The 22,178-nt window shown below is 41.2% G+C and carries 26 protein-coding genes and 1 pseudogene; 18 read left to right on the top strand and 9 right to left on the bottom strand.

From position 1 onward, the window contains the following. Positions 1–52: 52 nt before the first annotated feature. Positions 53–940 carry a glycine-rich domain-containing protein gene (locus LLY41_RS20020; RefSeq protein ID WP_304586378.1) on the top strand — a complete coding sequence of 296 codons (888 nt, stop codon included), beginning with the start codon at positions 53–55 and terminating at the stop codon, positions 938–940. 70 nt (positions 941–1,010) lie between these two features. Here the strand turns inward: LLY41_RS20020 and LLY41_RS20015 are convergent, their stop codons facing one another. After that, the gene (locus tag LLY41_RS20015; protein WP_304586377.1) at positions 1,011–2,015 is read right to left on the bottom strand and encodes a DUF3231 family protein; all 1,005 of its coding nucleotides are present in this window, start codon (positions 2,013–2,015) and stop codon (positions 1,011–1,013) included. Between the two features lie 177 nt (positions 2,016–2,192). Between LLY41_RS20015 and LLY41_RS20010 the strand changes: the two genes are divergently transcribed. The 4 genes from LLY41_RS20010 (at position 2,193) to LLY41_RS19995 (ending at position 5,394) form a co-directional block, all read left to right on the top strand. Further along, on the top strand, positions 2,193–2,471 hold the full coding sequence (locus tag LLY41_RS20010) for an ArsR/SmtB family transcription factor (RefSeq protein ID WP_048009762.1): 279 nt from the start codon (positions 2,193–2,195) through the stop codon (positions 2,469–2,471). Between the two features lie 87 nt (positions 2,472–2,558). Continuing rightward, complete coding sequence (locus tag LLY41_RS20005; RefSeq protein WP_095244184.1) at positions 2,559–2,942, top strand: VOC family protein; 384 nt, start codon at positions 2,559–2,561, stop codon at positions 2,940–2,942. A gap of 338 nt (positions 2,943–3,280) precedes the next feature. Then, positions 3,281–4,081, top strand: coding sequence for a peptidoglycan-binding protein (locus LLY41_RS20000; RefSeq protein ID WP_095244155.1), 801 nt, complete (start codon positions 3,281–3,283; stop codon positions 4,079–4,081). 221 nt (positions 4,082–4,302) lie between these two features. Continuing rightward, positions 4,303–5,394 (top strand): YncE family protein, encoded by a 1,092-nt coding sequence (locus LLY41_RS19995; RefSeq protein ID WP_304586375.1) that lies wholly within the window; start codon positions 4,303–4,305, stop codon positions 5,392–5,394. Positions 5,395–5,638: 244 nt separating this feature from the next. Here LLY41_RS19995 and LLY41_RS19990 read toward each other — a convergent pair whose 3' ends face one another. The 6 genes from LLY41_RS19990 to LLY41_RS19965 are packed head-to-tail and all read right to left on the bottom strand — an operon-like array spanning position 5,639 to position 9,824. Further along, positions 5,639–6,229, bottom strand: a complete 591-nt coding sequence (locus tag LLY41_RS19990; RefSeq protein WP_304586373.1) for a TlpA disulfide reductase family protein — start codon at positions 6,227–6,229, stop codon at positions 5,639–5,641. Between the two features lie 14 nt (positions 6,230–6,243). Beyond that, positions 6,244–6,867: a hypothetical protein gene (locus LLY41_RS19985; RefSeq protein WP_304586371.1), complete on the bottom strand. Its 624-nt coding sequence runs from the start codon at positions 6,865–6,867 to the stop codon at positions 6,244–6,246. Then, on the bottom strand, positions 6,864–7,259 hold the full coding sequence (locus LLY41_RS19980) for an OsmC family protein (protein ID WP_304586369.1): 396 nt from the start codon (positions 7,257–7,259) through the stop codon (positions 6,864–6,866). The genes LLY41_RS19985 and LLY41_RS19980 overlap by 4 nt, the downstream gene beginning before the upstream one ends. A gap of 51 nt (positions 7,260–7,310) precedes the next feature. Then, the gene (locus LLY41_RS19975; protein WP_304588070.1) at positions 7,311–8,390 is read right to left on the bottom strand and encodes a HAMP domain-containing sensor histidine kinase; all 1,080 of its coding nucleotides are present in this window, start codon (positions 8,388–8,390) and stop codon (positions 7,311–7,313) included. Beyond that, positions 8,383–9,081 carry a response regulator transcription factor gene (locus LLY41_RS19970; protein WP_304586367.1) on the bottom strand — a complete coding sequence of 233 codons (699 nt, stop codon included), beginning with the start codon at positions 9,079–9,081 and terminating at the stop codon, positions 8,383–8,385. Before LLY41_RS19970 ends, LLY41_RS19975 begins: the two co-directional genes overlap by 8 nt. Positions 9,082–9,110: 29 nt before the next feature. Continuing rightward, positions 9,111–9,824 (bottom strand): cytochrome c biogenesis CcdA family protein, encoded by a 714-nt coding sequence (locus LLY41_RS19965; protein WP_304586366.1) that lies wholly within the window; start codon positions 9,822–9,824, stop codon positions 9,111–9,113. A 212-nt stretch (positions 9,825–10,036) separates the two neighbouring features. Between LLY41_RS19965 and LLY41_RS19960 the strand changes: the two genes are divergently transcribed. The 10 genes from LLY41_RS19960 (at position 10,037) to LLY41_RS19915 (ending at position 18,544) form a co-directional block, all read left to right on the top strand. Then, positions 10,037–10,603, top strand: a complete 567-nt coding sequence (locus tag LLY41_RS19960) for a sulfurtransferase TusA family protein (RefSeq protein ID WP_370460157.1) — start codon at positions 10,037–10,039, stop codon at positions 10,601–10,603. 12 nt (positions 10,604–10,615) lie between these two features. After that, positions 10,616–11,005, top strand: coding sequence for a DsrE/DsrF/DrsH-like family protein (locus LLY41_RS19955; RefSeq protein ID WP_304586364.1), 390 nt, complete (start codon positions 10,616–10,618; stop codon positions 11,003–11,005). A gap of 21 nt (positions 11,006–11,026) precedes the next feature. Beyond that, a complete protein-coding gene (locus LLY41_RS19950) occupies positions 11,027–12,160 on the top strand; it encodes an MBL fold metallo-hydrolase (RefSeq protein ID WP_304586362.1) in 1,134 nt (377 codons plus the stop codon). Between the two features lie 359 nt (positions 12,161–12,519). Next, positions 12,520–13,467, top strand: coding sequence for a Fe(3+) ABC transporter substrate-binding protein (locus tag LLY41_RS19945; protein WP_304586361.1), 948 nt, complete (start codon positions 12,520–12,522; stop codon positions 13,465–13,467). A gap of 2 nt (positions 13,468–13,469) precedes the next feature. Further along, entirely contained in the window at positions 13,470–15,116 is a 1,647-nt protein-coding gene (locus tag LLY41_RS19940; protein ID WP_304586360.1) for an ABC transporter permease, read from the top strand. Beyond that, complete coding sequence (locus LLY41_RS19935) at positions 15,113–15,811, top strand: ABC transporter ATP-binding protein (RefSeq protein WP_304586359.1); 699 nt, start codon at positions 15,113–15,115, stop codon at positions 15,809–15,811. Before LLY41_RS19940 ends, LLY41_RS19935 begins: the two co-directional genes overlap by 4 nt. A 133-nt stretch (positions 15,812–15,944) precedes the next feature. Beyond that, the gene (locus LLY41_RS19930; RefSeq protein WP_304586358.1) at positions 15,945–16,472 is read left to right on the top strand and encodes a CueP family metal-binding protein; all 528 of its coding nucleotides are present in this window, start codon (positions 15,945–15,947) and stop codon (positions 16,470–16,472) included. Between the two features lie 136 nt (positions 16,473–16,608). Next, on the top strand, positions 16,609–17,664 hold the full coding sequence (locus LLY41_RS19925) for a flavin-containing monooxygenase (protein ID WP_370460155.1): 1,056 nt from the start codon (positions 16,609–16,611) through the stop codon (positions 17,662–17,664). A gap of 52 nt (positions 17,665–17,716) precedes the next feature. After that, positions 17,717–18,103 (top strand): hypothetical protein, encoded by a 387-nt coding sequence (locus LLY41_RS19920; RefSeq protein WP_304586354.1) that lies wholly within the window; start codon positions 17,717–17,719, stop codon positions 18,101–18,103. A gap of 33 nt (positions 18,104–18,136) precedes the next feature. Beyond that, positions 18,137–18,544 (top strand): NUDIX hydrolase, encoded by a 408-nt coding sequence (locus LLY41_RS19915; protein WP_304586352.1) that lies wholly within the window; start codon positions 18,137–18,139, stop codon positions 18,542–18,544. A 171-nt stretch (positions 18,545–18,715) separates the two neighbouring features. Here the strand turns inward: LLY41_RS19915 and LLY41_RS19910 are convergent, their stop codons facing one another. Next, entirely contained in the window at positions 18,716–19,291 is a 576-nt protein-coding gene (locus tag LLY41_RS19910; RefSeq protein ID WP_304586351.1) for a hypothetical protein, read from the bottom strand. Positions 19,292–19,479: 188 nt separating this feature from the next. On the opposite strand from LLY41_RS19910, the pseudogene LLY41_RS19905 reads away from it, so the two are divergent. Both LLY41_RS19905 and LLY41_RS19900 read left to right on the top strand, forming a co-directional pair. Continuing rightward, a pseudogene (locus LLY41_RS19905) lies at positions 19,480–19,694 on the top strand (alpha-L-glutamate ligase); the annotation flags it as partial. A 172-nt stretch (positions 19,695–19,866) separates the two neighbouring features. Then, positions 19,867–20,157, top strand: a complete 291-nt coding sequence (locus LLY41_RS19900; RefSeq protein WP_304586349.1) for an RNA polymerase alpha subunit C-terminal domain-containing protein — start codon at positions 19,867–19,869, stop codon at positions 20,155–20,157. Positions 20,158–20,322: 165 nt separating this feature from the next. Here the strand turns inward: LLY41_RS19900 and LLY41_RS19895 are convergent, their stop codons facing one another. Next, a complete protein-coding gene (locus tag LLY41_RS19895; protein WP_304586348.1) occupies positions 20,323–21,216 on the bottom strand; it encodes a GNAT family N-acetyltransferase in 894 nt (297 codons plus the stop codon). 367 nt (positions 21,217–21,583) lie between these two features. On the opposite strand from LLY41_RS19895, the gene LLY41_RS19890 reads away from it, so the two are divergent. Continuing rightward, positions 21,584–22,099, top strand: a complete 516-nt coding sequence (locus LLY41_RS19890; protein ID WP_095244167.1) for a DinB family protein — start codon at positions 21,584–21,586, stop codon at positions 22,097–22,099. The last annotated feature ends 79 nt before the right edge of the window (positions 22,100–22,178 follow it).

The raw sequence follows: 22,178 nt of genomic DNA, 5'->3' as shown, positions 1-22,178 counted from the left end.
TCCGGCAATGGGATTCGTAATAGTAACAAAGAATGGTAGAAGGAGGGATTACATGGTCTGGTTACTCCTGCTTGCAGTGGTTATCTGGTTTATTTTCTTTTTGCGAAAGAAACTCTCATTTAAATTTGGTTTATCTCCGAAATCTTTAGACATAAAACCGATTAAAGGGTTGAAAAAGCTATGTGATCACCTGGAGAAATCTCTTAGCAGCAGTTACATGGGGAATGTAGAAGAGAGGGTAAGGAAAGAAATTAAGCTAAAAGAAAATGAGTACAGCTGGCGTCTGCTGGATTTAAAACGCTACTTTATTATGACTTCTCTTTTAAAAGAGTCCCCTATGTTCAGTGAAAAAGTCGATGGCCTGTGGCATCATATGCTCATGTTTACCCGTGAGTATGGTGATTTTTCAAAAGGATATTTGGGAAGCATTCTTCATCATAGTCCAAATTTAAACCAGTCGCCTCAACCTGATTTGCGCGGATTTTTTGATTGGGTGTATGGTGAGCTCTTTTTCATAAGAAAGGAAAATATCCATCTTTATAAGGGGTTTTACAGATTCCCTGTACCTCCAAATATAATTGATGATTTTAAGAATTTGCCGGAAAATGAACTAAAAGAGCTCTATTTTAAGAGCGATAGCCAATATATGAATACGGTGCTCTCGCTCATTTCTGCCATGAAAAAAACAGCAAAGAAAGTAAAAAACTATGAAAAAAGCATCATACAAGAAATGATGAGAAAAAGAAAAAACCAGCAAAACTATAACGCAATGCTGGTTCCTTTTTTATCTGTATCGTATTTTCATTATGATAATTTTTCCAGTTACATGAAAATCAGCAGCAAGGTTTCATCAAGCGGTACAAGCTGCGGTTCGGGCAGTTCAGGCAGTTCCTGCTCTTCCTGCAGCTCCTGCTCAAGCTGCGGCGGGGGAGGAGATTAAGCTGGAAACGAGAAGCCAGGCTCGGCTCAGCTGCCGGACTGTGAAAACCCCCACAAAATGAGGGGATAACTTATTTGTCCTGTGCAAGTTCTTTTCTATTGGGAGCAAGAGGAGGCTGTTCTAACCACTTGTTCCTCACCATAATACCGAACCATTTTCGGGTGATTCCCAATGATTTCAGGATTGCTTTTTCATAAGCTAAGGCCAGGTCTGTCCGCATGGATCCGGCTAGGCCCGTCCCGTAATATACTTGTGCGGTTTGAACCAGGAAACCCATATGATATAGCATTAATTTATCGGAAAATGGAGAGTCCTTTGATGTGGTAATCTCTGATTCCAATGAAGTTGGGACTGGCAAGTTATCCTTGTGCAATATTTTTGAAAGGGCCTGCAGGTTTTCATCGGCGGCTTTTTCCAGCTCCTCAAAAAATTTCCTAATCTCTTTCGACTCTGTGACTTGGCTGAATCCGATGGAAAGTGCTTTTGCCATAACTCCCTTTTTAATGTTAAGGGAAATACTGATTATTTCTGTAGAAGATAAACGTCTTCCTTTTCCGAAAAATCCATCAGTAAAGTCTGTTGCAGTAATAATTTCAGGGCTTTCGGCAGGATAAAAATAGGGATCTCTCTGAAAAACTCCTTTTTTCAGAAGCAGCTCAATGGTTAAGTCGTACATGCTTTTGGCATCATCTACACATGAGTTGTAAAACTCCCGTATGTCCTTTCTGACCGAAACACATAAAGCGGTTGTATGACCTAACAATCCATGGATAGTCATAATATGTAAATAATTTAGGCAGAATATGTCTGAAAACAATTTCCCTGCACCTTTATTGAGGTCGGACTCTGTAAACCCAATGGGAACTGGAAATCCATCCTTCTCGATGAAGGAAACAAGCTGTTTCTTTTGCTTTTCCCCTGTCTTAATGGCTATTTCAAAAACTTGTTTTATTTCTTCGTCTTCTATAATTGAAATCATATATCTATTTACGATCTCGGTCATTGTTCCGTTTACATACTCCCCCCATAGTGTTCCTATTTCGGAAGATGTAAGCTTTAAATTATCATTTTCCAATTGTTCTCACCTCTTCCGTATTTTTTACCAATACAGAATGATGTATGCAGTTCTTTGGCTTAAACCTCTAAGACTTGTTCTCGGTGATTACTGTCAAGATCGATACGGCACTTTTATTAGGCAACTTTTAGGTTGCTTGTATTGACAAGTAACCAAATGGTTGCTTATAATCATAATATGAATTGGGACAAAGACGCGATATTCAAAGCACTTGGTGATTCGACCCGGCGGCTTATATTGGACGAACTTTCCGAACGCAAAGAGATGACGCTATATGAATTGACGGCTCGTCTCATTATGAAGCACGGCCTTTCCATTTCGCGGCAGGCAATAGCTAAACATCTTTCAGTATTGGAAGATGCACAGCTCATTAGATCCGAACGAAAGGGAAAATATCGGGTAATTATTTTTAATAACCAGCCACTTAAGAATCTGCTGGAAGGATGGCTGGAGTAACTTGCTAAAAGTGGAATAGGGATTCACAGAGGTACGTGCCGGCTTTGCTGTAAGCCCATTACCTTTATCATAGGAGGCAAATACATGTTGAAAGTTATTGTTACCAGTATCTTCGTCCAGGATCAGGAGAAGGCATTGAAATTTTATACAGAAACGCTGGGGTTTGTAAAAAAGCATGACATCCCAGTCGGGGAACACAGGTGGATCGCCCTGGTTTCTCCCGAAGATCAAGATGGTACGGAGCTCTTGCTGGAACCTAATGTACATCCGGCTGCCACAGAATATCAAAGGAAGATTTTTGCAGAAGGAATTCCGGCCACAATGTTTGGCGTTGCTGATGTTCACGAAGAGTATAAACGATTAATAAACCACGGAGTGAAGTTTACTATGAAGCCAACAGTAATGGGGGACGTCACATTGGCTGTATTCGATGATACGTGCGGGAATCTTATTCAAATAGCGCAGAAATAGCTTTATAAGGAAAAAGAAATTTTTTCATATAAATAAGGCTTTGGTGGAATGAAGTGTTATCTGAATGAAGAGGCTATCTCTTGATTTAATTTGCTGTTGATGACAAAAAATACTAGAAATGTACATGGATATTTGGAAATAGCTCAAATTGCTGAAGATGAAGGTCTTCAGCTTCTTCTCATAGAATTGGGTAATATATACGCAGACAGATTAGAACACATTATTGCAATATAATGGATGATAGAGGGACGAACGTTGTGATTCTGTTTGCTACACTCGAATAATGTCATTTCCTCCCGAATTCTTTTATATCAAAAGAAATTGGGGAGGGTTTTTTAATGTTAATAAGATTTAGAAACATGCTGATGGCCATCGTGGCTGTGGTTCTCATGCTGGCTGCTCCTTCGTTTACAGAAGCGGCGCTTGGGGATCGGACACTTGCCAAAGGATCATCAGGATCTGATGTCGCGGAATTGCAGGATTATCTGATGACAAAAGGGGTATTCCCATACCATACATCAACAGGATACTATGGTTCTATCACAGTGGAAGCCGTCAAGGATTTTCAGCGTAAGCGCAATTTGAAGGCTGATGGTATTGCAGGACCGCAGACAAACCACGCATTAAAAGTACTGAGATATGGGGACATTGGAAAACAGGTCATCCAAATTCAATATCAATTAAAACAAACAGGTCACTATAAAGCTAACTTAGATGGTATTTATGGAAATGGTACAGTGAGCGCTGTCAAGAGCTTTCAAAAACAGCAGGGATTGGCTGCGGACGGAATTGCCGGACCTGCAACGAGAGCAGCGCTTGATCGAAAGGCGAAGCGCGGCACAGCGGCAGGTAAAACAATGACTGTGGAAAGCACAGCATATACAGCAAGTTGTGAAGGCTGCTCAGGTGTGACCAGGATGGGTCTGGATTTAAAGAAGTACCCTGATGCGAAAGTGATTGCAGTCGACCCAAGTGTCATTCCGCTTGGCTCCATCGTAAAAGTGGAAGGCTATGGAACTGCAATAGCAGCAGACATAGGCGGAGGCATCAATGGAAATTCAATCGATGTGTTCATTCCAAGCCAGGGCGATGCCCTTCAGTGGGGAAGAAAAAGCGTACGTGTGGAAATAATCGAATAGGTATGGGCTGGCCCGCACTAATAGTAGTGCGGGCTTTGTTTATTTTAAAAGTTTGGCTTATAAGGAAATTCTTTATCATACCTGTTAAATTTGCAGAGATTAAGGATTTCAACAGATTGTTAAACTTTTTGTAAGTTTATTTGATTAAGTGAATTGCATCACTTTTGTATATTCACACTGTTATTATGCTCTCTTTATATACGATAAGGGAGGAACATTCCATGATTAAGTTTAAAATGATATTTATTGTAATTTTATTGTCAGGCGTGATAATGGCTGGATGCAGCTCGGGAAGTAATGCTGTTGATGAACAGAAGTCTGTTTCAGGGGATGCTCAGCAAACGGAAGGCAATAAAGAAGAGGCTGAAGAAAAAACGGAGGTCCAATATTATTACACTGCTAACGAAAAAGGCAGCATTTCCAAAATTGACGCAGTTGACAATTCAATTGTAAAGACAATAGAGGTGGAAGGTTCAGCTCACAATGTGCAGGTATCACCTGATGGAGAATTAATCGGAGCTACGGTAGTGCCAGGGGCAGGACATGGAGGAGGCCATGGCAGCCACGGAGAAGTGAGTGCAAAAGCCGTTTTTTACAGTGTTGAGGGAGATGAACTGGTTCAGGAGGTCGAAGTTGGAAATCACCCTGCACACATTGTTTTTACTCATGATGGGAAGTACGCTGTTGTAACAAACAACGAGGATAATACTGCATCTGTCATTGATATGAATAGCTTCAATGTGACAAACACAGTTGAGACCGGCAAAGGGCCGCATGGATTCAGGATTTCATCAGATAGCAAAAGAGCTTACATTGCCAACATGGGTGAAGATACGGTCAGTGTTATTAATCTTGAAACCAAGAAGGAAGAAAAGCGGATTAAAGTGGGAATAGCTCCTGTCACTACGGGTATTACTTCTGATGGAAAAACACTTGTCGCTTCATTAAATGGAGAAAATGCTCTCGCTGTGGTTGACCTCGCTACTGAAAAAGTTGATAAAATTCCAGTGGGAACTGGTCCTGCACAAGTATATATCGATGAGAAAGGTCAGTTTGCCTATGTGGCCAACCAGGGAACAGAAGAAACTCCGTCGAGCAGTGTGACCGTTATAGATCTTGTTTTAAAGAAAGCGATAACTGAAATTGAAACCGGAAAAGGCTCGCATGGAGTGGTAACAAGTCCGGACAACAAGAGGGTATATGTGACGAATATGTTTGAAGATACGGTCAGCATTATCGATAAAGAACAGAATAAAGTCATTGATACAATTGAAGTAAAAGGAGTGCCGAATGGAATAAGCATTACCGAGTAGATTCATATCAATGCAGATAAACGCTTGAGAATTACAGGAATATCGATTCGGAAGCTACACACCCATCCGTTTTCGGTGCCTGCTCCAATAAAATACTTTATAGACTAGGGGGCAGGCACCTGATTTTATATTTTGAAGGTGCCTTTGGCCAATATTGGGCTATTTCATCGTATATGTATCTTCATTTATACAGTGAGCGATGATATTAAAATGCAGAAGCAGACACCTTTTTGTCGGCCAGTCCTTATTCAATATCCTTCGTCAAGCTTTCCATTATCCCTTCATCCATAGGGCCGACAATTTTCTTTGTGATTACGCCTTTTGTATCGAGGATATAGCTTGTTGGAATAGTAAATGCTTGATACTGAGGGCCGATCATGCCATTTTCATCGAGGGGGATGGAAAAGGTCAGACCGTAATCCTCAACGAATTTGTCGATATCTTTTCGGCCATTGTCAATATTTGTGAGATTGACTGCTACTACTTCAATGCCATCTCCTTTATGCTTTTCATAGAAATTTTGCATATGAGGCATTTCAGCTTTGCAGGGCGGACACCATGTTGCCCAGAAGTTCAGAATGACCTTCTTCCCTTGAAGATCCGATAGTTTAATCGTTTTGCCATCGAGAGTAGTTAGTTCAAAATCTGGAGCAGGCTTTCCTTCCTCAACCTGAGTAAGGTCTGAGCCTGGTATATCCTCGGTTTCGATTGCTTCTTCGTTTTCCACAGCAGCATTGCTTGTGCTTTCTTTATCTGCAGATGGTTTCCATAGATTGACGAATACAATCGCCAGGGCCAATAGAATTATGGCTATCGATAACAAATTTTTATTCAACCTTTTACACCGCCTTAAGTAGTTAGTTTGCAGCTAAGATTTTTACGATTCCGGATAGACAGGATGTATACGATAAATGCCAGCCAGCCGAATGTCAGAATTTCAAGAGACAGGATCGGCTGAAAGAAACTGAAAATAAGCAGCTCGAAAAGGAAAAAGAAGGTGAATGCCTGGATTGAGTAGCTTTCATTTTTCTTTTTAAGAAAAACAGCATTGCCGATCAGTAGAGCCAGACTTGCCACGGCAGCAGGGAGATTTGTTTCCAGTGCATATTTGGTGACTTCAAAACCAATGAAAAAAAGAGGAAATACCTTAAAAGCGTCGCGATAGACTGTCTGATGCTTCTTCCCTGCAATATAAATCAGGTAAACGGAAAGTGATACAAGAGCAAGGAAATGCCCTTTTGTGCTTCCGTTAAAATAAACTATAGACAGCGGCATCTCTATGGCCATCTTAAAATGAAACAGAGCATAGCTTAGCTTCCACACCAGAAAGTAAAGAAAAAAACTGTTCCAGTACCAATCCTCAAGCTTTCTTCCCAGGGCGAATCTGTACAAAAGTGATGTCATAAAAAGGGAAAGCAGAACAGCCAGCCAAACAGCGGGAATTGTCAGGCTCCCGATATTAAAATAACTCAATCAGAATCACCCGTAAATGTAACTTCATAGCTTATGTCGATAGAGCCGATCACAGATTGAATCATTCCGCAATTTTTCACAGTGAACTCTGCCACTTTTTCGGCCTGTGCTGCGGAAAGTGCTCGATCGGCATGAACCTCTGCCACAAAGGCCAGTTTATTTATCCGATTGGCTTCTTCAGGAATTCTGGAGACAGAAACTTCCGCTTCAATCCTCTTAACTCCCAGTCTCTTCTTTTGAAGGATATTCCAAAGCACCGCGCCGCTGCATCCGGCCAAGGATGACACAAAAAGTTCCAGCGGACGATAGCCTGCCTGGTCATTAGGAGAAACAGGCAGCTTTCCGTAGCCCAATTCACCTGTAATGTTTTCATTATTTATAATAAATTTCATTTCTTCACCCCTTTCCTGTCATTAGTATGAAAGGGTTTTATTAAGATTTGATTAAGAAATCAGTTCATTTTTAGAAACCGTCCTATTTGCCGGAAGGATAATTTCAAAGGTGTGGTGAAATCCATCTGTCTGTATAGAAATCTGTCCCTTATGCGCCACTGCAATGCTTTTCGCAATAGCCAGTCCTAATCCTGCTCCACTCACTCTGGTGCTCCTGGATTCCTCCAGGCGGTAAAACCGTTCAAAAATCAGGTCCTTTTTTCCAGGATCAATGAACTGCCCGGTATGTGAAAAACAAATGGAATAGATATTTCCGGAGCGGGATGCTTTTATCTCCAGCTTGTTTCCTGCATTGTAATCAAGTGTATTTTGAAGAATATTTGTGAAAACCTGTTTAAGGCCGTCTTTATTCCCCATTACCATTGCAGGCTCAATCCGGACCTCCTGGAGATCAAACGTTTCGTCCAGCTTTAACCGGAAGGCACTAAGTGATTCTTTTAGAATCGTGTCAATGGATAAAGGCTCGAATGGCTTTTCTGTAAAATATGTGCCATTGCTCCACGTGTTGAGCTCTGTTATCAGTTCCACGATGCCGGTGATCCGCCGGGACTCCTCAAGCAGTGAGCCGAATAATTCAGGATTACCCTCGATGACTCCGGATTCCAGGGCTTCAAGATAGCCATTGATATTGGTTAAGGGAGTGCGGAGCTCGTGGGCGATGTCACGGAGCATTTCTTCCCGTTTTTCCTGAAAAGATACAAGGGAGGCCGTCATGGTATTAAAGTTCTCGGTCAGTTCCTTTAATTCACCCGAAGAAGGCACGGCCAATTCTTCAGGAGCCTTTCCTTCCATCACGTCTTTGGCAGCCCGGGACAGATTCTTAATGGGATGAACCAGTTTGCGGACTGTGAAAAAATGGAATAAGCCAGCGATGACAAATGCAGCAATACTAACTCTCCAGAGAAATCCGTTCAAGGTAACAACCAGATCCTGGCCGGTGACATCTTCGGAGTTGACGAGGAAGCATGCGTAATCTTTAACCGAAAAACCGGCCAGGAGGATCACAAGCAAAATGACCAGGCTATTCAGGGCAATGAGGCGCGATAACAAGTTGGAAAATTTTTTATACACCCACAAATTTATACCCCATTCCCCTTACCGTCTGAATATAGTCCTTCGGTGTTTTTTGCTTGATTTTTTCCCGGAGATGCTTGATATGCACATCGATTGTCCGTTCAGACACTGCCTTCTGGTTATGTTCATAAATGCAGTTTAGAATCTGTTCTCTCGATAAAACCTGACCCGGGTGCTGCATAAACATGTGCAGCAGTTTAAATTCGAATTGTGTCAGCTCAAGAGGATCTCCATTAATGAGGGCTTCTCCTTTTGCCGGCTTGAGAGTAAATCCGGTAAAGCTTAATTTTCCGCACCTGCTTGAGGTTCTTCTTAGGACTGCTTCGATGCGCACCATCAGTTCAGCGGGGCTGAAAGGTTTGACAACATAATCATCTGCACCCAGCTTGAAGCCCTGAATGCGGTTTTTTTCAGCTGCCTTGGCCGTAAGCATAATGATTGGCATCATACTCTTCAGGTCTTGACGCACCCAGCGGCAAACTTCCTCGCCGCTGACTTTAGGAAGCATCAGATCCAGAATTAAAATGCAGGGATCAAATTGTTCAATTTTTTTCATGGCTTCACGGCCGTCCGCTGCCTCCATCACTTCATAACCTTCTTTTTGCAGGTAAATTTTCACGAGGTTGCGGATTTTGGCATCATCTTCTACCACTAGTACTGTTTTTCCAATAAGATGCTGATCGGGCAAAATAATCATCCTTTATTATTTATCGCTTTTTAGAATTGAAATAGGGTATATGCCGAAAGCCAGGCGCTAATTTTTTGCATCTGCCCGCTTAAAACGAGCATTCCCAGTGCAACCATAATCATGCCATTAACGAATGCAAGTTTGGCTAAGTACTTATTAATTTTCCGCATTGTTTTTAATGAATAAGAAATGATCACTGAAATAACGAAAAATGGAATAGCCATTCCAAGAGAATAAGCCATTAATAAGAAGATACCCTGGCTTAGCGTATCGGAAGAGCTTGCCAGTAATAGAATGGATGAAAGGGCAAGTCCAACACAAGGTGACCAGCCGCTTGCAAAGGCCATTCCCAGCAAAACAGACCCAAACATGCCCTTTGATTTATTTTCTGTATGGAATCGCTTTTCTTTCATTAAAAATTTGAATTTAAGCAAGCCGGCCATCTGCAATCCGAAAATAATAATTAACAGCCCGGCAGCCTGCATAATGATCATCCGATAATTCATTAAAATTTTTCCGACAAAACTGGCGGATGCCCCAAGTGCTATAAAAATCATACTAAACCCAATTATAAATCCAAACGAACGCAAATAAAGCTTCTTCCGGTCCACCTGCATTTTAGCGTTCTCGATTCGGCCTCCAGTCAGGTGGGTCACATACGCCGGAAGCAGCGGAAACACGCAGGGAGAGAAGAAAGACAGCATTCCGGCTGCGAGGGCAAAAAACATTCCAATATCATTCATGTAAGTCACTCCTTTGTCCACCATTTTGATGGGCTATTGTTAAGACTTTATTAAGAAATGGATTTGAAGCCCAAGAGTTGATTGAGAAAAAAGGTTTAGTTTAATTTTATACGGATAGAGGTATAGAAAGTCGGTTATCAAAAATTTGGAAGGACCGGCCGAGCATTGAATGCAGGATCAAAAAGATACTAAAAGGGAATGGAGGGATAAGTATGAATGTCAATAAAGTCTTGGATGCTAAAGGACTTTCCTGCCCAATGCCAATTGTTAAAACCAAAAAAGAGATGACTGCTCTTGAGCCAGGACAGGTAATGGAGGTTCAGGCGACGGATAAGGGGTCTACCGCAGATATTAAAGCATGGGCCCAGAGCACTGGCAATCATTACTTGGGCACAGTGGAAGACGGAGATACCTTAAAACATTACCTGCGCAAAGCGACGGAGGAGGAAGAAAAGGTGGAGGCGAAACATCCTCATGTAACAGACCTTGGCGATCTCCAGGAAAAAATAAAAGGTAATGAAGAGATCACCATTCTCGATGTGAGGGAGCCTGCAGAATTTGCCTTTGGCCATATTCCGGGAGCCGTCAACATTCCTTTAGGGGAGCTTGAAAACCGATTTGAAGAATTGGATAAGAATAAAGAAGTGCACATTATCTGCCGGACAGGCAACCGCAGTGACCTGGCTGCCCAAAAACTGGCTGAAAAAGGATACCAAAATGTCAAGAATGTAGTGCCAGGCATGACAGAATGGAAGGGCCAATTAAATCAGAGTCATTAAGGAGATGAAAAAATGAAGGTAGCCATTATTGCAGCCAACGGAAGCATGTTTGATGCTTATAAGGTGTTTAACATTGCGACAGCAGCTGCAGCGACAGATGCAGAAGTAGGAATCTTTTTCACATTTGAGGGGCTAAATTTAATTCATAAAGAGGGCCATAGGAATCTTCCGCTGCCTCCGGGAGTAGAGCATTTTCAGGAAGGATTTAAAAAGGCCAATGTTCCGCCAGTAGAAGAGCTTGTAAACATGGCGAGTGAGATGGGTGTGAAAATGATTGCCTGTCAGATGACCATGGATGTAATGAGCCTTGAAAAGGAGCAATTTGTGGAGGGCATTGACGTTGGCGGAGCTGTGACATTTTTAACCTTTGCCAAGGATGCTGATGTAACACTTACTTTTTAATCCCGCAAAGAGGTGAAAAAAATGGCTGAGAATCATGTTAAGACAATCACTGTAAAGGAATTAACCAGAAAAATTCTGGATCATGAAGAAACATTTATTCTGGATGTGCGAAATACGGATGACTTTGATGATTGGAAGATTGAAGGAAAAAACGTCCATATCATTAACGCCCCGTATTTTGATTTGCTTGAGGGAGTGGAATCCATCCAGGACAAGCTGCCTAAAGATAAGGAAATTTTTGTTGTTTGCGCCAAGGGTGGCTCATCAGAGTTTGTTGCCGGACAGGTAGCGGAAGCAGGTTTTCCTAATGTATATTCCATTGAGGGCGGAATGAAAGCATGGAGTGAACATCTCGAGCCCATTAAAATTGGGGATTTGAAACAAGGCGGATCCATTTATCAATTTGTCCGGATTGGAAAGGGTTGTTTATCGTACCTGATAGAGTCCAATGGCAAGGGAGCATTGATTGATGCGAACCGGATGTCAGGTCCATATGAGGATTTTATTAGGCAAAAAGAGATAACCATCACCCATATCCTTGATACCCATTTGCATGCAGATCATATTTCAGGCGGAAGAAAGCTCGCTGAAAAGTTTGGAGCGGGTTATTATCTGCCTCCAAAGGATGCGGAAGAGGTCCAGTTTGAGTACAATCACATTCATGACGGCGATAACTATCAGGTAGGAGATACAGTCATAAAGGCAGTATATTCGCCGGGCCATACCATCGGCAGTACATCATTTGTAGTCGATGGCCAATATTTGCTCACTGGCGATATTCTGTTCATTGATTCGATTGGCCGTCCTGATCTGGCCGGAAAAGCAGGAGATTGGGTAAAGGACCTGCGGACTACCCTATACACAAGATATAAAGAACTTACCGACGACCTGCTTGTGTTGCCAGCCCATTTTATGATTTCAGATGAAATGAATGAGGATGGAAGCATTTCGGAAAAGCTCGGGGTGCTGTACAAGCAGAATCATGGCTTAAAGATCGACAGCGAGGAGGAGTTCCGCAGAACCGTTACGGAGAATCTTCCACCGCAGCCGAATTCCTATCAGCAAATCCGGGAAACGAATATGGGCAAAATCTCACCAGAGGCAGAAGAACAGCGTGAAATGGAAATTGGTCCAAACCGGTGTGCGGTCAGGTAGAAACTAGAGGTTCCGGAAGTGTTATAGCAGCAAGATCCTGATACGCATCAGGATCTTGCTGCTTTTTACATAGATTTATAGCGCTTAATCAAAATAAAAACATTTCATTTGACGAATTTAGTATTTTCATGGCAAAAGAATGTTGACGAAATGAAGGATGATAGGTAGAATAAGTTTAGTGATAATAATTCTCATTTTCAAATACATATATAAAGGTGGAAAGAAAACATGAACTTATCAAAATTACTAAAGCCTTTTATTGCAACAACAGCTTTAACTCTGGCTCTTGCCGGGTGCGGGGAGAAGGCACATCAGAAGGTGACAAAGAAAAAGACACCGCTTCCAAGAAGGAAGAGCAGGTGGTCAATGTCTATACTGCCAGACATTATGAAGCAGATGAACAAGTATACAAAGATTTCACAGAAGATACAGGCATTAAGGTCAATGTTGTTAAAGGGGAAGCGGAAGAGCTGATTGAGCGCCTGAAGCGTGAAGGCGAAAGCACGGAAGCCGACTTATTTATTACAGTGGATGGCGGTGTCCTTGCACACGCGAAGGATAATGATATTCTGCAGCCGGTTGAATCTGACGTGATCAGTGAAAATGTTCCTGAGAACCTGCGTGATAAGGAAAACAAGTGGATTGGAATGGCGACCAGAGCACGTGTTATCGTGTATTCAAAGGATAGAGTTTCCACGGATCAATTATCAACTTATGAAGATTTAACAAGTGATAAGTGGAAGGGCAAAGTGCTTGCGCGTTCTTCAACAAGCCTTTACAACCAGTCTTTGCTTGCATCTTTCATTGAATTAAATGGTGAAAAAGCGGCTGAAGAATGGTCTGAAGGCATTGTGAAAAACTTCGCGCGCCAGCCGGATGGCGGTGACCGCGACCAGGCGAAGGCTATTGCAGCCGGCATTGGTGATGTAGGGATTATGAATACGTACTATGTAGGATTGCTTGCCAATTCATCAGACCCTGAAGAAGTGAAAGTGGCAGAAGGCCTGGGTGTATTCTTCCCTAACCAGGAAACAAACGGCACACATGTTAACATTAGCGGAATTGGATTAACGAAGCACAGCAAAAACCCTGAAAATGCAACGAAACTAATCGAATACATGACTGGAAAAGAAGCTCAGGAATATTTATCAGCGAACAACTATGAGTTCCCTGTTAACCCTGACGCAGAAAAGCCTGAAATCCTGAAGTCATGGGGCGACTTTAAAATGCAGGAGCTTGACTTTGATACTTTAGGAAAGCATAACCAAAAAGCCATTGAGATTTTCAATAAAACAGGCTGGAAATAAACATGAATACAGAATCTGTTAAACATTTTTTTCGAAAAGATTTTAACGGATGGTGGCTGGTAAGCTTGATTGGGGCGGCAATAATTTTGCTGCCCATCTTGTTTATCTTTTTTTCTATTTTCCAGGAACCGAATGAAAACTGGTTTCAGATTAGGGAATATCTATTAAAAACTTATGCTGCCAATTCGATTATTCTCGTAGTGCTGACAGGGCTATTTACAGCCATATTAGGGGTAAGCCTGGCCTGGCTCGTTGCCGCATACGATTTCCCGCTGAGGCGCTTTTTTAGCTGGGGGCTTATTCTCCCGCTGGCCATTCCTCCCTATATCGCTGCTTACACCTATCGGACGATGTTAAGCTACACAGGGGTCGTACAGGTTACATTAAGGAACAAGTTCGATTATCAGATCAATCCGGAATGGCTGTCAATCTCCTCCCTGAGAGGGGCCGTATTTATATTTACGATCTTTCTTTTTCCGTATGTATACATTATCTGCCGAGCTTTTCTTGAAAACCAGAGCTCTTCTTTCCTTGAAAATGCAAGGCTGCTGGGACGAAAGCCTTTTTCGATTTTTGTAAGAATTGTCCTCCCGCTCTCCAGGCCGGCAATCGTGGCCGGTGCGGTGCTTGTCATTTATGAAGTCTTAAGTGATTACGGAGTAACAAGCTATTTTGGCATCCATACGATTACGACAGCCATCTTCCAGACATGGTTTGGCATGTATGATGCAGATTCAGCCATGAGGCTGGCGGCATGGCTAATGGTCATTATCGTTGGATTATTTTTTATAGAAAAATTGCTCAGGCAGGGGAGACGCTATAATATCAGCAGCAAACCAAGACCCCTGGTCCGCAAAAAGCTAAAGGGGCTTCAGGCAGCAGCGGTGTTCAGCTATTGTTCGGCCATCTTCCTGCTCGGGTTCTTTATACCCGTGGTACAGCTGCTGGCATGGACCAGGCTGACCTTCGCAAAGGTATGGAACGATACGTTCTTTACCCTGTTAAACCAGACTGTTTTTGTTGGAATGATCTCCACGGCGCTGATTCTTTTATTTGCTGTGATTATCGCCAATGTAACGAGGTCGCATTCGAACGGAGCCTATGTTTTATCCAAACTGGCAACAGCCGGCTATTCGATTCCCGGGGCGATTATTGCGATTGGGATCCTGGCGTTATTTATAGAACTTGATTCTTTGCTTGCGCCATTTTATGCTTACATGGGATGGGGAAAAGCTCCTCTTATCTTAAGTTTATCTCTGGCTATGCTGGTGATTGGCTATACGATCCGATTTATGGCAACAGGCTATAATGCTGTTGAAATCGGGTTTGAGAAAATCGGGCCGAAATATACAGAAGCCTCCAGGATGCTTGGGTTCGGCGTCACCAAAACCTTTTTTAAGGTGGATTTGCCGCTGATCAAGGGCGCTTTATTAAGCGGGTTTATTTTAACATTTGTAGAGATTATTAAGGAATTGCCTTTAGCTTTGCTGCTCAGGCCGTTTAACTTTGATACCCTTGCTACGAAGACCTATCAATACGCAAAAGATGAGATGATTCATGAAGCAGCCATTCCGTCTCTCATGATTATCCTCATAAGTGTTTTATCTGTAGCGGTGTTCCAAATGATTGATAAGAAGGTGAAGAAATGAACATCCTTACCATTCAAAATCTGACATTTTCGTTCCCAAAAGCCCGTGTTCCTGTAATTGAGAATTTCTCTTTTAGTGTGGACGAGGGGGAAATCGTTGGCATACTCGGACAGAGCGGCAGCGGTAAAAGCACGCTGCTCAGATTGATTTCCGGGCTTGAAATTCCGAGGTCGGGAAGCATTGAAATCGCAGGGACAGAAGCAGCCGGAGAGAAGACGTTTGTACAGCCGGAAAACCGCGGGGTGGGCATGGTATTCCAGGATTATGCCCTTTTCCCTCATATGTCAGTAAAAGATAATCTTTTATTCGGTTTGTCGCGTCTGCCTAGGAAAGAAAGATATCCTCGTGTCAGGGAGATGCTTGAGCTTGTCCAGATGACAGAGTTTGAGAAACGATATCCGCATGAGCTAAGCGGCGGTCAGCAGCAGCGGATTGCTCTGGCAAGGGCTCTGGCTCCCAAGCCTAAGCTGCTGCTGATGGATGAGCCATTCAGCAATTTGGATGCAAACTTAAAGGGATCCATCAGGGATGAACTTCTGATGATACTGAAAAAGGCAAACATGACCTGTATTATGGTGACGCATGATAAGGAAGATGTCGAAGCCATTTGCGGCCGAAGCATCGTATTTGGAAAAGCGGAAGGAACACCATGTGAAGCTCCTGGAAAAGGAAGTAAACTTACATTTGTAAGGTAGTTCGGAAAGGCTCGCAATAGAAGCGTGCCTTTTTTTCTATACTGTCAGACAAGCTTTCATAAATTGTTCATATTTATTTGCTATAGTACTTTGGTATAGTTAGAGATGAAGAAAGAATAAGGATGTGAAAACGATGAAGATCAAATTGGTTCTCGCTGCTTCACTGATTTCAATTGCATTAGCTGGCTGTGGACAAGCAGACTCCAAAGAAGATGCTGCTTCAGAGACTGAAGACATCAAAGCATTAGTGAACGATTACAGCGTTGGAAACATAAAGACCGGATCTGCCTCCATTACCTCAGAGCAGCTGATCGTTAAAGAAGCGGACGGAGAGGAATTATCCTATGATCTGCCGGAAGAAGAGTTTTTCGTATCGATTGCGCCTTACGCTAATGAAACCCACCCTTGAACGAATCATAGCTTGACAGGTTGTCAAGGTGAACTGGCTGAAAAAGAGTTTGATGTATATATTGAGGATTCAAAAGGCAATGTGATTTTGGATGATAAGGTCAAAACTCAGGCTAATGGGTTTTTCGATCTATGGCTTCCAAGAGACAAAACCTATCAAATAAAGATTAAGCATGATGGAAAAGCATCAGAATCAGAAATTTCCACTTTTGAGGATGATGCTACCTGCATAACCACGATGCAATTAACATAAAAGGATCTGCTGCAGGTTATTACCTGCTATCGGGCTGCCATTGGGCGGCTCTTTTTTTTGGAGAAATTGTATTCCTTTTTCTGGTTATTATGTATAATTATATTCAAATGTATATTTGAATGTAATGCGGGGAGCGATGGCCGTGAAAAAATATGAAGCTGTCATTATTGGCGGTGGTCAGGCCGGGTTAGCGATGGGATATTTTTTGAAAAAAGAGAAGCTATCCTTTGTGATAATAGAAAAAAACGGCAACGTGGGGGATTCCTGGAGACAAAGATACAACTCCCTTGTTTTATTTACTCCGCGCCAATATAGCAGTCTGCCCGGACTGCAAATGAGAGGTCCATCAGAGGATTTTCCGACGAAGGATGACATGGCGGATTATCTGAATGACTATGTGAAGTATTTTGCTCTTCCGGTCATGCTGGATACGAACGTCACTCAGTTTAATAAGCTGCCAGCTGGCTCGTTTATTATAGAGACTACTAACGGTAGCCTTAAAGCTCAACAAGTTATCATCGCAGCTGGTGCCTTTCAAAAATCTTATATACCTCCTGTTATTAAAGAGGGAACAGGTGCTTTCCAGCTTCACTCTTCAGAATATCGATCATCGGAAGAAGTGCCAGACGGTGAGGTATTGATCGTAGGCGGCGGCAATTCAGGTGCGCAGCTTGCTGTGGAGTTAGCCAAAGAGAGGAAAGTCACAATAGCTGTTGGCCATCGCATGAAATTTTTCCCCTTAACAATACTGGGGAAAAGCATTTTTTATTGGCTGGAAAAAATCGGGCTGCTGTTTGCAGGGAAAGATACGATGAAAGGCAGCTGGTTTCAGAAACAAAAGGACCGGATTTTTGGAAAAGAGCTGAAAACACTCATTCAGAATAAGAAGGTTGATGTAAAGCCGAAAGTTATACAGGTCAGTGATACAGAAGTTCTCTTTGGAGATGGGACTCAGAGGAATTTCGAAAGTATCATATGGTCTACTGGTTTTGTTCCCTCATACGATTGGATTCATATAGAGGGTGTGGTCTCTGGTGAAGGAAAACCCATACATAAAAGGGGGGTTACTGAAATAAAGGGGCTTTATTTTATTGGTTTACCTTGGCAATATCAGCGAGGATCCGCATTGATTTGTGGAGTTGGGCAGGATGCTGAATATTTGCTTAGTGCAATGCTTTCTAATAGAACATAGAATGATTAACACTTATAAACTATAACAAAATGAAGAGAGGACAGCCTTTATCATGGTAAACGTTTCAAATGCAGTTAAATTGGAATCCATCAAATCTTTCCAATCGACAATCGGTAAACTCGAAAAGGCCCTGACTCAGATGACTGAGAAAGGTGCCAATACTACCCTGGTAGAAAAGCGGCACAAAGCATGCTGCATCGGCTTAGCTGTCCTGGAGAATGTATGGGATCAGAAACTCCATCCTTATACCAGAGAGGAGTTAGCTGAAGCCCGCAAAGTTCTTATTGGTTTAATGCCTTCAATAGAGAGCGCTTATGCCAAGTTAAAAGAGGGAAGTCCCCAGAGGACGCTTTTGGAAAGAAGAATAAAAGCGTTAGAGCTGGCTGGGGAAGCGCTTGAGGATTTTTATGAAAGGAATAGCACTAAAGGTGTTGAATAGTTTATTTAAAGTAAGAGATAAGAGGGTGTTAAAATGCATAAGTGGCTTGGTTCGGCGGGAGTTTGCATTAGAGGGGATAAGGTCCTCATGGTATTGCAGGGGACAGCAGACGAACCAAAACGCTGGTCTGTTCCTTCAGGCGGTTTAGAAGAAGGAGAAACGTTTGAGGAATGCTGTATCAGGGAGGTAAGGGAAGAAACAGGGTTTGAGGTGAAGGTTATACGGACTATTTTCAATAAAATGAGTTGCAGCGGGGAAGTAAGATATTTTGAAGTGGAGATTATTGGAGGTGAAGCAACAATCCAGGATCCTGATCAATTGATTTATGACATTGCCTGGAAGAGTATCGAGGAAATAAAAACTTTAAAGTTATCGTTTCCCGAAGATCGAGCCTTTTTAATTACTCTTCCGTCTTTTGCTTATTGTGAAGAAGATTATTGAGTGGAATTATAAAGTGCTGAAATTATGAAACATTAGAAAGATGTAAATCCAGTTAATAAAAAGCAAGGTACATTTGACTCAAATGAAAAATACAACTGCTGCGTTCAGCCTGGCAGTTATTTAAATATAAAAATTTTTCAACATCCGAAAAGGAAAAGGATGAATGCAAATTCATTTATCCTTTTTGTATTTAGCCTCTGTCCACAAAAACACACTCGTGATAAATTTAGCTATCGTAATGACAATTAAATAACCAGCAAATAGATAGATATAATTTGTGTTTCCATAAAGCCTCATTAGCCCTATTGCGACCAGAACCGGCTTAAAGATAAATGCCATAACCGCAGAGGTAATGATCATATACAGATAGTAATTCTTTTCCCGGTTTATCGTCCATTGGTAAACAAGCATAAAAGTAACAGGAACGAAACTCGAATCAAGGGTTAACCCTGGCAGCATTGGGATCACTGGGAAAGGATAGTTTAAGTATCCTGAATTTTTCGCAAATAAGTCAATATATCCGAATATTACATGAATACTGTAACCATAGAAACCAAAGAAAAAAATTTTATTTTTATCAATTTTAAAAAATAGGTAGATAAGAGGACCTATAAGAAGTCCTGCCATTAACCAGTATTCAAATGAAGTAAAAAGCTCAAAATCTAACCAATACTTATTTAGAGCCTCTTGTCCCTCTTTCCCCATTCTCACTATATGATCAAATTGCTCAAGTCGCTTATCCGGCATTTACCGAGTCACCCTTATAAAAGTATATTTAAGGGTATTTTAGCTCTAAAACAGGAAAATATTCACAACAATTCCTGTTTCTAATGTCATAAGACTCTTGGATGTATTATGTTTTTTCATTTTTAATAAAACAACAGCTTTCAGGAGTATAAAAATATCAATGATGATTTTGAGGACGAAACTTTGGAAAATATAAAGAGGTTCTGGCCAGGAATGATATTCAAGTCGCTGGAATCGAATTTATCAGAAATGCTGAAGGTGACATTTTTACGTATGATATTAATACAAGCACAAACTAAATTCGGATGCAGAAGCAAAAGCCGGTAAGTATGGCATGCTCGAATTAGCTGCCTTCCTAAAGAAGACAGTAGAAGAAAAATTCGCTGCAGCAGCATCTGTATAAATTGAATTTCAAGGATCGGCTGTTCATTACAGCCGATCCTTTTTTAACCAGCCGGGAAGCTTAAATGAAAAGGGAAGTCATAAATAGGGTGGCGGTATACGAATAGTTTATAAAATGAATATACGATTCATAATAGATAATACAGGATTAGTCTAGAATTGGAGGAATTATCTTGGCAGTAGGTAAAAGTTTAAGGATTTGTGAAAAGGGACATAAATTTTACAAAACTAGTGAGTGTAAAAGCTGCCCTGCCTGTGATAAAGAGAATAAACCCAATAGTGGCTTCCTTTCAAAACTCAGTGCTCCTGCAAGGAATGCATTGGTATTCGATGGAATAGACACTTTGGAAAAACTATCAAATTACACAGAAAAAGAAATATTAAAACTTCATGGTATTGGACCAGCTTCCCTGCCTATTATGAGAACCTGCTTAAAAGAAGAAGGGCTATCATTTAAAGAATAATTCTTCTGGCTCTTATTTTACAGCGGGTAAGAAAGCTCATTATTCTATGGAACCCAAAAGTTATGGAGTGAAATGAATAGCAGGCTGCAACATTAAGACCGAAAAAAATATGACAGCCGGACCCTCTTGTTAAAATTCCAGACTGCCATATTTTTGTTTAAGTATTTAAAAATGGCAAGAGTAACACACAAAACCTTCTGCTTCTTTAAATCCTTCTTGCACATACAATGATTTTGCTTGCTCATTTTCTCCATTTACAGATAAATATATTTGTTTGTATGACTGGTCTAATCCAAACTGCATAGCTTTCCGCAGAAGCATTCTTCCTAACCCTTTACCTTGGTACTCTGGAATCAAGGCAAGAGACCCGATATTCATTGTCTGAATATCATTATATTCATCGTCGGAACATTTCACCACTCCAACCGGCCTTTCATAATGGTAGAGTATCATGGCCCCGCCATCAAGATAGTCATCAGAAGCCATCATTTTCTTTACTTGGTCCGGGCTCATTGGTGTTTCGCTCCCTTTAAGCTTAGCGAAACCAGTGTTTCGGACCATACACCAGATTTCTTCGTCCTTCCCTGATTCATAATTTTTGATTTCATAGTTTTCCGGAAGATTTACTGACGCAACCGGTGAATGATCTCGTAAAAGGATAAACGAGTACCGTTCTGCTGAAAATTGTAATTGTGATAAATTACTTTGCAGCTTCTTATTATCAAGCGGTATAAATATAAAATATTTATCGTAGCCTTCTTTATACTTCAACAATTCGTTCATTAAGCCTTTATAAACATCAATATCTTCAATCTCAGAGTGGAAAATGCGAAATCTTGATTTCCGCCCGCTTTTCGCATATTCATCCATAATCAAGGAAGCAACTGCTTTTACTTTCCCATTTTCATCAATTGCTAAATAGGTTGGGTTCTCTTCAGTATCTTGAAACTGTTTTAAATCATCCTCATATAAAAAGGAAGAATCAACTGCTCCTTTATGAATCCTGCAGTAATTTAAAAAATCTTCTACTCTTCCATTTGATAAGCGCTCAATTTTCATTTACACATACCTCCCCTTAAATAAAATAATACACATGAACGAAAGAAAATGAATAGGTATACAGCAGAACTATAAGTAGACTTTACTTAAAATAAGTGCCTTAAGCTTTAAAGCCGGTGGGGGACCAGACATCATTCATTAAATGTTAAGCTGCCAAGCCAGGTGGCTTTTTGTTATGTTACTAACGGGGAGGATCGTTTGTTGTACTATCGAGGGCAGTTGTTGAATAAGAAGAGGTTTTATACAAGGAGAATTCAACTAGAATTGGAAATCGTTATTTCTGGGGTGCAGCCTTAAAGAAAAAGGAGGAGGTAATTTAATTAAAAGGGAGAATGTTAATAAGCATATTATTGAGAGGAGTTTGAAGATGTATCATAGTTTAAGCGATTTTTATACATCTTGGGAATTTGAGGCAGGAGCTACAAGCAGGATTCTTAAAAATCTCACGGATGAATCATTAAAGCAAGAAGTCACTCCAAATCAATGGTCTTTAGGACGTATTGCATGGCATACGGTCACTTCTATTAAAGTTATTAGTTCACAGGCAGGATTAAGGTTTAAAGCTCCTGATGAAGACTGGTCTGTCCCATCATCCGCTAACTTCATTGCTGAAAGCTATATTAAATCTTCACATGAATTTGTTGAGGCTTTGAAAACTCAATGGACTGATCAGACTCTTATGGAACAAATTGACTTCTTTGGAATAAACATGACAAAGGGAAGTCTTTTATTATTTTTAAGCCAACATCAAACTCATCACCGGGGACAAATGACTATTCTAATGAGACAAGCAGGAATTAGTGTTCCAGGGATCTACGGTCCTTCAAAAGAAGAATGGGCACAATTAGGAATGGCTGAACCAAAACAGACTTCATTTGGCTAAAATTTTTAGAGACTGTATTGCATCTAGATATTTAATCAATTCACTATTAGACAAAGACTCCTAATAACCACACTATTAA

The organism is Cytobacillus firmus, assembly GCF_023612095.1.
Classification (GTDB): domain Bacteria; phylum Bacillota; class Bacilli; order Bacillales; family Cytobacillaceae; genus Cytobacillus.
Note: the sequence above shows the minus strand (reverse complement) of the source record. Positions and strands in the feature narration are given on the sequence as shown.

Excerpts from the sequence above, each read along its gene's own strand:
- LLY41_RS19910 (WP_304586351.1), bottom strand. The coding sequence starts at position 19,291 with ATGCCGGATAAGCGACTTGAGCAATTTGATCATATAGTGAGAATGGGG.
- LLY41_RS19935 (WP_304586359.1), top strand. The coding sequence starts at position 15,113 with ATGAACATCCTTACCATTCAAAATCTGACATTTTCGTTCCCAAAAGCC.
- LLY41_RS20020 (WP_304586378.1), top strand. The coding sequence starts at position 53 with ATGGTCTGGTTACTCCTGCTTGCAGTGGTTATCTGGTTTATTTTCTTT.
- LLY41_RS19965 (WP_304586366.1), bottom strand. The coding sequence starts at position 9,824 with ATGAATGATATTGGAATGTTTTTTGCCCTCGCAGCCGGAATGCTGTCT.
- LLY41_RS19955 (WP_304586364.1), top strand. The coding sequence starts at position 10,616 with ATGAAGGTAGCCATTATTGCAGCCAACGGAAGCATGTTTGATGCTTAT.
- LLY41_RS19925 (WP_370460155.1), top strand. The coding sequence starts at position 16,609 with ATGGCCGTGAAAAAATATGAAGCTGTCATTATTGGCGGTGGTCAGGCC.
- LLY41_RS20000 (WP_095244155.1), top strand. The coding sequence starts at position 3,281 with ATGTTAATAAGATTTAGAAACATGCTGATGGCCATCGTGGCTGTGGTT.
- LLY41_RS19960 (WP_370460157.1), top strand. The coding sequence starts at position 10,037 with ATGAATGTCAATAAAGTCTTGGATGCTAAAGGACTTTCCTGCCCAATG.
- LLY41_RS19920 (WP_304586354.1), top strand. The coding sequence starts at position 17,717 with ATGGTAAACGTTTCAAATGCAGTTAAATTGGAATCCATCAAATCTTTC.
- LLY41_RS20010 (WP_048009762.1), top strand. The coding sequence starts at position 2,193 with ATGAATTGGGACAAAGACGCGATATTCAAAGCACTTGGTGATTCGACC.
- LLY41_RS19895 (WP_304586348.1), bottom strand. The coding sequence starts at position 21,216 with ATGAAAATTGAGCGCTTATCAAATGGAAGAGTAGAAGATTTTTTAAAT.
- LLY41_RS19980 (WP_304586369.1), bottom strand. The coding sequence starts at position 7,259 with ATGAAATTTATTATAAATAATGAAAACATTACAGGTGAATTGGGCTAC.
- LLY41_RS19890 (WP_095244167.1), top strand. The coding sequence starts at position 21,584 with ATGTATCATAGTTTAAGCGATTTTTATACATCTTGGGAATTTGAGGCA.
- LLY41_RS19995 (WP_304586375.1), top strand. The coding sequence starts at position 4,303 with ATGATTAAGTTTAAAATGATATTTATTGTAATTTTATTGTCAGGCGTG.
- LLY41_RS19950 (WP_304586362.1), top strand. The coding sequence starts at position 11,027 with ATGGCTGAGAATCATGTTAAGACAATCACTGTAAAGGAATTAACCAGA.
- LLY41_RS19940 (WP_304586360.1), top strand. The coding sequence starts at position 13,470 with ATGAATACAGAATCTGTTAAACATTTTTTTCGAAAAGATTTTAACGGA.
- LLY41_RS19915 (WP_304586352.1), top strand. The coding sequence starts at position 18,137 with ATGCATAAGTGGCTTGGTTCGGCGGGAGTTTGCATTAGAGGGGATAAG.